Consider the following 12,422-nt stretch of genomic DNA (forward strand, 5'->3'; position numbering starts at 1 on the left):
CGGACATCTTTGGTTCAAAACGCTAGAGCCACCCCTTTGTCATCCCTGCGAAGGCAGGGATCCAGTATTCATTGACGGCAGAGACACACCGCCGCGGCGGCGCAATGGATCCCGAACCTCCACTCTGCAGCGTCCCAGACGACAATGGTTCGAGCCCATCAAACAAAACGACGACACAAGCTGACTAACCCGAATTCCCAACCGGCTTTTCCAGCAACTTGCCCCACCGTGTCCGCTCCGCCATCTGTTGGCGCGTCTCCTCGGAAATCAGGCCGTCTACATTTTCCGGAACCCAGCCACCCCCGAGCCCCTTGTAGACCGCGATCAGGTTGGTCAGCACGTTCGCTTCCGCGGCAATCAGCCGTTCTTCGGCGACAAGGAGGCTCTTCTGGGCATCGACCACCCGGTTGTAGGATGCGGTCCCATCTTCATACTGCGCCTCGACCTCAGAAACGGCACTGCGGGCAGCCGCCACGCTGCGGCGCAGGTAAACCGCTTCCTGCTTGGATCGAAGAAAGGCCGTCAGGGCGTTCTCAACTTCCGAATACGCATTGAGAACGGTATTCTTGTAGTTGAGCAGCGTTTCCTGGAATTCGGCATCCTGGACCCGGACATTGTTCTGGATGCGGCCATAGTTCAGGAAGTTCCAGGAAAACCCCGGATTGATGAAACCGGTTGCCGTGCCGTTGCCGAACAGGTTTGAAAAATCATCCGCACTGACACCAATCGCGCCGGAAATGGAGAACGCGGGATAAAGGTCCGCCTTGGCAACGCCGATCTGGGCCGACTGCGCCGCGGCCACATATTCCGCATAGCGTATGTCCGGGCGCCTGCGCAGAAGATCAGCTGGAACACCAATGGCAACTTCTGCCGGGGCACGCGGATAACGGGCTCTCCGCCCAAGGCGCGACTTCATCTTGCCCGGAGGCTCGCTCAAGAGCAGGCTGAGTGCATTATAGGCCTGCGCCAGTTCAGCCTCGTAACCCGGAATGCTGGCAAGCGTGTTGTTGTAAAGAACAGTTGCCTCGTCGACATCCAGCTTGGTTGCCGCGCCGTTTTCCAGACGTAGCCGGGTAAGATCCAGTGATTTTTTCTGCAGGGCTGCATTCTTGCGGGCTGTTGCCACCAGTTGCTGGAGCTCGCGGACGGTCACATAGGTCGCTGCGATATCACCCGTGAGCGTGACAAGCGCGTCATCATAGGAAGCAATGTTTGCCTTCAGGTTGGCGTCGGCCGACTGCACGTCCCTGCGAATCTTGCCCCAGACATCAATCTCCCAGGCAGCATCGAACCCCGCAGACACACGGGTAATGTGGTCATTGACCAGCCCGACCCTCTCCAAGTCCCGGATAAACGGATCTTGGGCGCTGAAACGAATGCTCTTGGAACCACCGTTGATCTCCTGCACCTGGGGAAACAGTTCGCCCCGTGCGATTCCCAGCTGCGCGCGCGCCTGATAGACGCGGACACCTGCCGCCTGCAGCTCCACATTCTGCCGGTAAGCCTGGGCAATCAGGCCGTTCAGGGTTTCGTCCCTGAAGACCTGCCACCACGGCACGGAATTCGCGCTTCTCGTGGTGAACCCGGTTCGGCTGTCGATCGGCAGATCGGCACCGGAACTCCAGCTGTCGAGAATGGGAGCTTCGGGCCGTTCAAAGTCCGGTCCGACCATGCAACCACCCAGCAGCAGCGAGCTGCCGAGAACCGCCCATAGTCTTGCCTTTTGCAATCGCCCCATAAACCTGTCGCCCGTCCTAGACATCAAAAGGTACGATGAAGTTGACCCAGGAATAAAGGCGCATGTTCACGCGCCGGAGGACCGCGACCCAGTTTCCACCACCTCCGGTATAGATTGCAGCGGCGCCATGGGCTCCCGCCGGATAGCGTTTCAGGGCCGGGTCGTCATCGAGAACAATTTCAACCGCGAACCGCCCCTGCGGGCTCATGAACAGGAATTCCGGCACGCGTCCGCGGGGAATGATCTGTCCCTGACCGGTTCCTTCCCAGATGGCCCTCACCTTGCCGTTGAAGATCTGGCCCGGATAGATGTCCAGCGCCACTTCCACCGGTTGACCCGGTTCGACGAATTTCAGGTGTTCCTGATAGAATGTAGCCAGAAAATAGGGATTTGCATCGGCAACGAAAGCTGCGATGGAGCCGACACGGAAACCACCCACGACCAGCCCCGGCCGCGCCTGCTGGCTGATGATCACGCCGTCTTCCGGCGCGTAGATCGTCGTCTGGTCGAGATAGTATTGCGCCTGATCCACCTGGGACTGCGCGGCGGCAACCTGTGCGTTGACACCATCGAATTTCGCATCCACGGCCAGTTGAGCTTTCTTCACATTGGCCTCGGCCTCCGCGACCTGCGCCTCTGCACCGGCCAGCTGCGCGTTCCACTGGTCCAGTGTTTCCTGCTTGGCCCCGCCGCGCGGCACAAGGTTGGAATAGCGGTTCACCTGTTCGTTCGCGAATTGCTCGTTCGCCCGGGCCTGATTGAGGGAGTCGTGTGCAAGCACCACGTTTTCCTCCAGGATCAGCGCATTCTGCTGGGCGTTGGCCAGGTTAGCCTCGGCTTCCGCAAGTTGCGCCGCATAAAGGGTTGGATCAAACTGGTAGAGCTGGTCCCCCTTCTTCACTTTCTGGTTCTGGGAGACGTAGACTTCCTGCAATACCGTGGGATGCGGAAGGCGTGGTGCGATCTGGATCGTCTGCCGGATGACATGCCCGTCGATCGTGTAGGGCGTATAGAACCGCAGAAACACGATCAGCAGAAAAAGAACGTGGAAACCTACCCAGAAGCTCACCACACCCCAGGCGATGTTGAACTTGAGCCACTGAAACTTGTAGAACACCAGCCACATGAAGAGGGCATAAAACCCGAGGATCAACAACGCGACAGTCATGAGGACGCTCCGTCCTTTGCTGCGTTTCGTGTCGCGTCCGCCGCTTCGGTTCCGGACAGTGTTGCCTGGATTGCCGCCGTCCGGGCAACCTCACCCGTCTCCGGATCCTCGTCTTCAGGTGTGTCGCGCATGTCCTTGGGAAGTTTGCGGACATCAATGGTCAGGCTGTCGTGATAGGCCCAGATAAGGGCATGAATCCAGGGAAAGACCGTGAAAAGCCCGATCCATCCGCCGAGCTTCACGGATTCCGCATGCGGATGTTTGCGCTTTTCCGCGAGCTTTCCGGGCAAGCCCCCCAGTGTGATCATCGCATAGAAAAAAGCGATCACGACCAATAGCAGAATCAGAAAGGTCGCGTAGTCATATCCATCGAGTTTGAAGTCGATAAGATCCATTCTACCTCCCAGACCGGCAACACAACCAGACTGATGTTTTTGTCTCCTGAACACCCTCGACCGGAGCGCGACCAATTGCAAGTACCGGCTCGGACGTACCGACGATTGAGCCATCTTTTGCAGGCCGGGGGAACGGCGACCATTTGGCCGAATTGAAGGGCTTGCACCGCCAAGAGAACCGGCTAAATTGCCGAAAATTTTCAACGGTGCGGTAGAACCGCCACAACATCGGACTGGATCCACCCCAAAATGGCGCATGGAGATATCAAAAAAGTCGTGCTGGCCTATTCCGGCGGCCTCGACACTTCCATCATTCTGAAATGGCTGCAGACCGAGTTCGGCTGCGAGGTGGTAACATTCACCGCCGATCTCGGCCAGGGTGAGGAACTCGAACCTGCGCGCAAAAAGGCTGAGATGCTCGGCATCAAGGAAATCTATGTCGACGATTTGCGAGAGGAATTCATCCGCGATTTCGTCTTCCCGATGTTCCGCGCCAATGCCGTCTACGAGGGCGTCTATCTGCTGGGCACTTCCATCGCGCGCCCGCTGATCTCCAAGCGTCTCATCGAAATTGCGGAAGAAACCGGCGCTGATGCGGTAGCACACGGTGCGACCGGCAAGGGAAATGATCAGGTTCGATTCGAACTCTCGGCCTACGCTCTCAACCCGGACATCAAGGTGATCGCGCCCTGGCGCGACTGGTCCTTCAAATCTCGGACCGATCTTCTCGATTTTGCCGAAAAGCACCAGATTCCGGTACCGAAGGACAAGCTCGGCGAGGCTCCGTTTTCCGTGGACGCCAACATGCTGCACTCGTCGTCGGAAGGCAAAGTCCTGGAGGATCCGGCCGAAGAAGCCCCCAATTACGTATTCCAGCGCACTGTCGACCCGACTGAAGCGCCGGACGTCGTCACGGAAATCGAGATCGGTTTTGAAAGGGGTGACGCAGTCTCGCTCAACGGTGATAAAATGTCACAGGCGACACTTTTTGCCAAACTCAATGACTATGGCCGTGACAACGGGATCGGCAGGCTCGATCTGGTCGAGAACCGGTTCGTCGGCATGAAAAGCCGCGGCATATACGAAACTCCGGGCGGCACCATCTTGCTGACGGCGCACCGCGCGATGGAATCGATCACGCTCGATCGCGGTGCATCGCACCTGAAGGACGAGTTGATGCCGCGCTACGCGGAACTGATCTACAACGGTTTCTGGTTCTCTCCGGAGCGTGAAATGCTGCAGGCATTGATTGACAAGAGCCAGGAACACGTCACCGGTACAGTCCGTCTGAAGCTTTACAAGGGTAATGTTATTCTTGTTGGCCGGTCGTCACCCTACTCGCTCTATTCCGAAGAGCTTGTTACATTCGAAGACGACCAGGGCGCCTACGACCAGAAGGACGCCGCGGGCTTTATCAAACTGAATGCCCTGCGCCTTCGCACGCTTGCCAAGCGCGACCGGCTCGACTGAGGCAGACCGACATGGCAACTCCGGCGGCGGCGACCATTGAAAAAGATCTCGCGGCCACCGGTTTCTTGTTGCTGGGTGGTTTTATGCCTGAAGATGCGGACGGTGTTCCGGCACTCTCTGACGGCGCCGCAACCCGAGCGCTGCTTCTGCTCGGCAGCACCGGACCTTCGCTCGGTCCTGTGCTTCGTCTCAGCCCCGAGTATTCCGACAATTGTCCGGACCCGCTGGACCGGTACACAAGACGTGTTCTGGGTACCATGGCGTCCAGGTACGGTTTCCAGATTCTTTTTCCGTTCGACGGCCCCCCCTATCATCCCTTTCAGCGTTGGGCCGTGAGGTGTGGCGGGTTTTCACAAAGCCCGCTCGGTGTCCTCGCGCACACCGAATTTGGCCCCTGGTCTGGCTTTCGCGCTGTGTTTCTGTCATCTTCGCCTTCGGATCTTTTGACACGAACTTCCCGGCAAGGACCCTGTGAGACATGTGTGGACAAACCCTGCCTGACGATATGTCCGGTGAACGCGGTGTCCCTCAAGGGTGATTACGATGTTGCCGGTTGCCGAACCCATCTGGAGCAGAACCCCGATGCGGATTGCTGGTCCGGCTGCCTTGCCCGGCGCGCCTGCCCCTTTGGCGTGGACCACAAGCCACCGGCAGATACCGCCCGGTTTCACATGAAGAGTTTTGTCGGGCTCTAATTTTTTGTTTCGTCGCCGGAGCGCAGTCCGACTGCAGCAAATTGCTCTGGTTGCCGACTATTCGGCCGTTTGAGATGCAACCAGGCGACTTGACCCGGCTCGAACAGTTTTCTGGCTTTTCTATTGAATAGGGGTGGATGGTGATCGCCCACCAAAAGGATTTCGGTCTCTCGAAGGTTTTCATTCAAAGCGATTTCTTTCACGAGATGTGAGATGTTCAACCACTGCTCACTCATTCGACAAAGTTCCTGGTCGCCGAAGACACCGCCATCTTCACATCCAAGTCTTTCGGGGACTTCACCCGGCATGACCGGTTTGTGCGAATTCAGGGTAAGCCAATAAGCAAATTTCGGTTGGGCTTCTTCCCCAGTCAGGTAGGCTTCTACAGATCGGGAAACATCAGCATCACATAGTCCTCTGAACGTGATACCACAAAGACTGAGAAGTTCAGACGGGTTCAATCCCGCACGGTTTTCCAGGAAAAACAATTCCTCAAAACCGATTTTTGGAAACCAGTCTTTGCGTTCGAAGAACTCATTGGTAAAGGCGTGAAATGCCGCTGTCTTGTATCCTGTTTCCAGAGCCCATTTTGGCAGACAATCAGCAAATTTTTTGTGGCGAAAGTCGCGGTAGTCGGCCCGCAGATTGCAAAGTTCTCGTGCTTCTCCAGATGTAGTCGAACCGAAATATTGAGTGGTTCCCTGCTTTATGGCGTACATTGCACCGATTTCTTCATCGAGAAGCGGCCCCCAGACGGTCTTCTGGTGTTCTGGTGAGGAAAATGCGCCTAGCCCTTCAACCATAACGATGAGAACATTACTCCTCTGATCGTCTTGCAGTACTTGTGCGATGCCTGTTTTGAGACTTGCGGCATCCTTGATCGGCACAAACGATTCGGCAAACTGCATTTTAATTTTCATTGCTTCTTGCGGCGTTGCGTTGAGCCAGTGATCCAGGCTGCCGCAGAAAATTGCGAAGACCAGAAAAGATACAAGTGATATATTGTTTCGATGTTTTTTAATGCTTGTCACCATTTTGTAGGTGAGAACCAGCGAAGCTACCAGTATAGCAAGGAAAGCCAGATAGGTAGCTGACTGGCTCAAGTTCAATTCATCTAAAAATTGCATTGAGTCCAAAAGCATCGGCAGCGGCATCTGAAAATATCGCGACACAAACGCGGCGAAATCAAGTAAGTAAACTCCAGTCAATAAAAAAAGAAAAACATATCTATTTAAATATAGACCGGAAATACACACTACTGATATGATAAAAACGAACATAGTCCGTGGAGGACTATATAATATACATATTATTAGATAGATAAAATTAGGAATAATCAATGAATAGGCTGAAAATTTTATTGTTTCCTTAGAAAGTAGCTTAAGATCGTTAATCAATTCAACAGAAGGCAAGGAAAGTTTCAAAATTAAACTCCGCTACACGTTATAGTAGAGTTACGAATAGCAATCCAAGGTTTAAAAATATAATAACATATGCTGGTATTTTTCTCTTTTAACGTGCAATTTACAACTGAGTGCAGGCGAGTGCAAACGCTGACATGAAAAATCACACAAACGAGAGTTATTCTCTGTTATCAGATCAACAGCCTGCGAAGCGCAAGAACGGATAATTCGCTATCCCGTTTTCAAACGAGGCAAAATTCGGTTTGATTTGGTCCGAATTTATCGGGATTCAATTCATCCTGATCACCCCGTCCTGACCCGGACAGGTTTCCAGTGCTTCTGCGGCGGTCCGCCCGTCAATCAGCAGGGCGTCCGGCCAGATTTCGGCGAGCGGAACAAGAACGAATGCACGTTCACCCATGCGCGGGTGCGGCACTTCCAGATTGTCCTCATGAATGTTTCGCGAACCGTAGAGCAGAACATCGACATCGATCACCCTTGGTCCCCAGCGGACCTCTCGGACCCGGCCGAGCTCATTTTCCACTTCAAGACAGCGTTTCAGAAGCTGCTGAGGGCTGAGAATGGTGTCAATGACAACACAGATATTGACGAAATCGTCCTGGGGCACCGGTCCCCAGGGAGGTGTCCTGTAGTTGGAAGAACGCGCAACCAGCGTAATCCCGTCCGTTTCCGACAGACGTCTGACGGCATCATCGAGATTGCCAATCGGATCTCCCAGGTTCGAGCCAAGCCCGAGCGCGGAGCGGAACGGGGCATCGGTTGCGTGTGAGGAGGAATTCATGTCAGTCGGGTGTCCGTTCAAGATGGGTCGCTTCCAGCATACGTACACAATCTGCATGCGGACCGACATCATGGGCACGGACAATTGCAGCGCCTTTCAGGAGCGCTGTCATATGCACCGCAAGTGATCCATGCAGCCGGTCATCCGTTTCCACATTCAGGATCGCGCCGATCATGCGTTTGCGTGACGCGCCGGCCAGGACAGGAAGACCGTATTTTCCAAGGGTCTCGAAGCGATTCAGAATGACGAAATTCTGGTCAACCGTCTTGCCGAAGCCAAAACCCGGATCGAGGATCTGCTTTCCGTTGGGAATTCCGGCCTTGTCGGCCAGATGGAGGGATCTTTCGAAGAACCGGTCAATGTCGTCCATAATATTGATGCTTCCATCAGCCGCCTGCCGGTTGTGCATCATCACCACATGGACACCGGCTTCGGCAACGGTATCGGCCATGGCGGGATCCCGCTGCAGCCCCCAGACATCATTGACGATCACGGCCCCGGCGCGGCACGCCCGCCGGGCAGTTTCCGCCTTGTAGGTATCGATGGAGACAGGAATCCCGAGATCACAGACAGGTTCCAGAACGGGCGCCAGACGCTTCCACTCGTCTTCCAGCGTAATTGGCGCCGAGCCCGGGCGGGTACTTTCAGCACCGATATCCAGAATATCGGCCTTCTCGGAAATCATGACCGCTGCATGCGTCAAGGCAGCCTGGTCTTCATTGTGACGGCCTCCGTCCGAAAAGGAATCCGGGGTCACATTCAAGATGCCCATCACGTGAGCGCGATGCGTCGGCAAGGTATATTCAGCGGCTTTCGCCATTCCCGGACCATCCCTTTCTTGTCTTCCCCGACAGATGCCTGTTTGACCGGGCAGGGTCAAGCAAAGAGCTATGCGGGAAGACACAAAGAACAGCTGCCTATTCGGCGGCCGCCAGACGGGTTGCCCGGTATTTGAAAAGCAGGTGGAGCAACATGCCGACGATCGGCATCAATGGCAACACCGAAGCCAGGCCCACAAGCGGATCGCCAAGCGCGGCGACAATCAGACTGGCAACGATGCCGCCACCGAATTGCATGAAACCGGTCATGGCCGATGCGGCTCCGGCAATGTGAGGGAACGGCGCCATGGAATCTGTGAAACTTGCCGGCAGAATGAATGCGAGTGCAAAAACAAACAGGGCCACCGGTCCCATGACGGTCAGGACTGTCGGCTCCCGTGTCAGCGTCAAAAGGCACATGAGTGTGGATGAACCGATCCAGAGGACCATGCCGACGGGAACAAGCCGCCGCGCCTCGACGACCCGGAGCAAACGTCCCGTCACGACAGTACCGACGATAAACGACCCGGACTGAATGATCATTGCGAGACCGAATTCGAAAGGTGTCAATCCCACTTTCTCTATCAGAATGAACGGCAGAATGGTCGCAAGCGCGTAAAGACCTCCAAGTCCGCACCCGATCAGGATGCTGGAGGCAAGAAACCTCGGATCCCGCAGAAGCGTCAGATAGTTGACGGCGAGTTGGCCGGGATTGAGATGGTGCCGGCCCGGGTTCGGATTGGTTTCAACCTGGCAAAAGACAACGGCCACCATCAGAACCACGCCGTAGATCACCATGCACCAGAAGACTTCGCGCCATCCGAACAGTTCCAGGACAAATCCACCGATTGTCGGAGACACGGCCGGGCCCAGTGCCAGCATCATCGCAATTGCGTTCATGATCCGCGCTGACGCCTGTCCCGTGAACTGGTCACGGACAATCGACCGCGAAACGGAAATGCCGACCGCGGCGCCGATTCCCTGCAGCGCTCTTGCGGCGACCATGAACTCAACCGTCGGTGCAAATGTCGCCAGAAAACTTGAAGCCAGATAGAGGCTCAAGAACGCAAGAGTAACAGGCTTGCGTCCGAATGCGTCTGCCAGCGGGCCGCAGATGAGCTGCGCGATCGCAAATCCCGCGAAATAGGCAGTCAGGGTCAGCTTGACGGCCGCGTCTGTCGTTCCGAAAACCTCGACGAGTGTCGGCATGGCAGGCGTATAGAGCGCCATCGAAACCGGTCCGATGGCGACGAGGCCAGCGCCCAGCAACGATGTGCGCCGCGCGCTCATGATGGCGGTGCCGGACTTCATTTCCGCTTGCCGATGCCTTCCTCGGATATCAGGTTGTCCTTCATGTCCTGCAGCAGTCTTTCCAGAACGGCCCTGTCATCTTCCGGGATATCTTCAAGCGCCTTGGCCCGTACCGACTGCAAGGCTGCTCCGATGCGTTCCAGAAGCGGATTGGATTCCGGCGTCAGTTCAACCAGTTTTGCCCGCTTGTCCTTCGGGTCCGGGCACCTTTTGATCAGACCCGATCCTTCAAGGGAATCCAGATATCCGACCAGCGTCATCGGCTCGACAAACATGATGTCCGCAAGCGCTGCCTGTCGCTGGCCCGGATGGCGCCAGACGTAAAAAAGCGTACGTGCCTCTCCGGCCGTCAATCCGGTCTCCACGTCGGCGAGTGCGGCCTCGAAGCGGCGCCTCAGCAAGCGTGCAAGATCAACGACCAGCATGGTGACGCTGACATTTGGGTAAGCAATGTTCATGGACAGCCTATTAGTAAGGTTCCCTTACGAATTAGGGTTCCAGATACGATCTGTCAATGCACAGAAAGTCGAGGTTCGCCACTTGGGATGCAAGCCTGGACACCACCGCATTGCACAATTCAGGCAGTCCACGTATAAAGGCGCCAAATTCGGCGGGTGCGCCGATGCCAGATTTTACAAGTCCAGACATGTCGCGGGTCCCAATCGGGCCCGCTCTGTCTTTTGGAGCCACTCATGAAACTTCGAAATATTGCCATCATCGCGCACGTCGATCATGGCAAAACAACCCTGATCGACGTCCTGCTGAAGCAATCCGGTGCATTTCGCGACAACCAGCGCACTGAAGAGCGGATGATGGATTCCAACGACATCGAGCGCGAACGCGGGATTACGATCCTGGCGAAAGTCACCTCGCTGGTCTGGAAGGACACACGCATCAACATCGTTGACACGCCGGGCCACGCCGACTTCGGCGGTGAGGTCGAACGTATCCTGCACATGGTCGATGGTGTCATCCTGCTTGTCGACGCTGCAGAAGGCCCGATGCCGCAAACGAAATTCGTGCTCGGCAAGGCACTGAAGCTCGGCCTGAAACCGATTGTCGCCATAAACAAGATCGACAAGCCGGAGCAGCGTGCCGACGAAGTTCTGGACGAAGTTTTCGATCTCTTCGCCGCGCTCGATGCCAATGAAGACCAGCTGGATTTTCCGGTTCTCTATGGTTCCGCCAAACAGGAATGGATGGCGCTGGAACCGGACGGACCGCAGGACAATATGGATCCGCTGTTCGATATGGTTCTGGACAAGGTCGCTGCTCCTGAAGCGGACCCGGGTGAATTTCGCATGCTGGCGACCACGATCGAGTCCGACCCTTTCCTGGGCCGCATTTTGACCGGGCGCGTCGTTTCCGGAACAGCATTGCCCAACATGCCCATCAAGGCGCTTGCCCGTGACGGCAGCCAGGTGGAATCCGGGCGTGTCTCCAAGATCCTCGCGTTCCGCGGACTGGAACGCCAGCCGATCGAACAGGGCGAGGCCGGAGACATCGTCGCCATTGCCGGTATGGCAAAGGCAACCGTCGCCGACACTCTCTGCGCAACCGGCGTCACCGAATCACTGCAGGCGCAGCCGATCGATCCGCCGACGCTGTCCATGACCTTTCGCGTCAATGACAGCCCGCTGGCCGGCACCGAAGGTTCCAAGGTTCAGTCCCGTGTCATCCGCGAACGTCTGATGAAGGAAGCCGAAGGCAACGTCGCCCTCAAGGTGGAAGACACCGGCGAACCGGACGCATTTGTCGTTTCGGGCCGCGGCGAACTGCTGCTCGCAATCCTGATTGAGAACATGCGTCGCGAAGGCTTCGAACTCGGGGTCGGCAGACCCCGCGTTGTCTACCAGTTCGACGATGCCGGCAATCGCCTTGAGCCGATCGAGGAAGTCATCATCGACGTTGACGAGGAACATTCCGGTGTCGTGGTGCAGAAGCTGCAGGAACGGAAAGCCGATCTTCTGGAAATGAAGCCCTCCGGTGGCGGCCGCACCCGGCTCGTGTTCAATGCTCCGACCCGTGGACTGATCGGCTATCAGGCCGAGCTCCTGTCCGACACACGCGGAACGGCCATCTTCAACCGTATCTTCCACGGCTACGAGCCCTACAAGGGCCCGATCCAGGGACGTCATACCGGTGTGCTGCTGTCCAACGGCACCGGTGAAGCCGTTGCCTATGCCCTCTTCAATCTGGAAGATCGCGGCCCGATGATGATCGACCCGGGCACCAAGGTTTATCCGGGCATGATAGTTGGTGAGCACACGCGCGGCAATGACCTGGAAGTCAATGTGCTGAAAGGCAAGCAGCTGACAAACATCCGTTCTGCCGGAAAGGACGATGCGGTCAAGCTGACAACGCCGAAGAAACTCACGCTGGAAGCCGCGCTTTCCTACATCTCAGACGACGAGTTGGTGGAAGTCACTCCCAGCTCCATCCGCCTGCGCAAGGCCATTCTCGATCCGCACGAGCGCAAACGCATCGAACGCGCGGCCAACAAGGAAAGCGCGTAAGGCTGGCTTTGCCGACCGTTTCTGGAAACAGCCCGGGCATCGTCCCGGGCTTTTTTTGTTTCCGGTGGTGGCCTGCAACACACGGGCCGTTGCTCCAGCCGGTGCG

The 12,422-nt window shown here is 56.4% G+C and carries 11 protein-coding genes; 3 read left to right on the top strand and 8 right to left on the bottom strand.

The window, feature by feature from the left end:
• Positions 1-184 precede the first annotated feature (184 nt).
• The 3 genes from LA5095_RS10260 to LA5095_RS32670 are packed head-to-tail and all read right to left on the bottom strand — an operon-like array spanning position 185 to position 3,301.
• Positions 185-1,738, bottom strand: coding sequence for an efflux transporter outer membrane subunit (locus LA5095_RS10260; protein ID WP_055114630.1), 1,554 nt, complete (start codon positions 1,736-1,738; stop codon positions 185-187).
• 16 nt (positions 1,739-1,754) lie between these two features.
• Entirely contained in the window at positions 1,755-2,906 is a 1,152-nt protein-coding gene (locus LA5095_RS10265; protein ID WP_055114632.1) for an HlyD family secretion protein, read from the bottom strand.
• Positions 2,903-3,301 (bottom strand): DUF3302 domain-containing protein, encoded by a 399-nt coding sequence (locus tag LA5095_RS32670; protein WP_055114633.1) that lies wholly within the window; start codon positions 3,299-3,301, stop codon positions 2,903-2,905. The genes LA5095_RS10265 and LA5095_RS32670 overlap by 4 nt, the downstream gene beginning before the upstream one ends.
• A 249-nt stretch (positions 3,302-3,550) precedes the next feature.
• Here LA5095_RS32670 and LA5095_RS10275 point away from each other — a divergent pair, with 249 nt between their 5' ends.
• Both LA5095_RS10275 and LA5095_RS10280 read left to right on the top strand, forming a co-directional pair.
• A complete protein-coding gene (locus LA5095_RS10275; protein ID WP_055114635.1) occupies positions 3,551-4,771 on the top strand; it encodes an argininosuccinate synthase in 1,221 nt (406 codons plus the stop codon).
• Between the two features lie 11 nt (positions 4,772-4,782).
• Entirely contained in the window at positions 4,783-5,466 is a 684-nt protein-coding gene (locus LA5095_RS10280; RefSeq protein WP_055114637.1) for a hypothetical protein, read from the top strand.
• On the opposite strand, the gene LA5095_RS10285 is transcribed toward LA5095_RS10280, so the two are convergent.
• The 5 genes from LA5095_RS10285 to LA5095_RS10305 form a co-directional block, all read right to left on the bottom strand.
• Entirely contained in the window at positions 5,463-6,620 is a 1,158-nt protein-coding gene (locus LA5095_RS10285; protein WP_055114639.1) for a sulfatase-like hydrolase/transferase, read from the bottom strand. The two genes, LA5095_RS10280 and LA5095_RS10285, sit on opposite strands and share 4 nt — an antisense overlap.
• 538 nt (positions 6,621-7,158) lie before the next feature.
• Positions 7,159-7,671, bottom strand: coding sequence for a 2-amino-4-hydroxy-6-hydroxymethyldihydropteridine diphosphokinase (gene folK / locus LA5095_RS10290; RefSeq protein ID WP_055114641.1), 513 nt, complete (start codon positions 7,669-7,671; stop codon positions 7,159-7,161).
• A gap of 1 nt (position 7,672) precedes the next feature.
• Positions 7,673-8,491, bottom strand: a complete 819-nt coding sequence (gene folP / locus LA5095_RS10295) for a dihydropteroate synthase (RefSeq protein WP_055114643.1) — start codon at positions 8,489-8,491, stop codon at positions 7,673-7,675.
• A gap of 97 nt (positions 8,492-8,588) precedes the next feature.
• A complete protein-coding gene (locus tag LA5095_RS10300; RefSeq protein WP_055114645.1) occupies positions 8,589-9,800 on the bottom strand; it encodes a multidrug effflux MFS transporter in 1,212 nt (403 codons plus the stop codon).
• Complete coding sequence (locus LA5095_RS10305) at positions 9,797-10,258, bottom strand: MarR family winged helix-turn-helix transcriptional regulator (protein WP_055114647.1); 462 nt, start codon at positions 10,256-10,258, stop codon at positions 9,797-9,799. The genes LA5095_RS10300 and LA5095_RS10305 overlap by 4 nt, the downstream gene beginning before the upstream one ends.
• Before the next feature lie 234 nt (positions 10,259-10,492).
• On the opposite strand from LA5095_RS10305, the gene typA reads away from it, so the two are divergent.
• Entirely contained in the window at positions 10,493-12,316 is a 1,824-nt protein-coding gene (typA, locus tag LA5095_RS10315; protein WP_055114651.1) for a translational GTPase TypA, read from the top strand.
• Positions 12,317-12,422: the final 106 nt, after the last annotated feature.

The sequence above is a fragment of the Roseibium album genome (assembly GCF_001404515.1).
Lineage (GTDB): Bacteria > Pseudomonadota > Alphaproteobacteria > Rhizobiales > Stappiaceae > Roseibium > Roseibium album.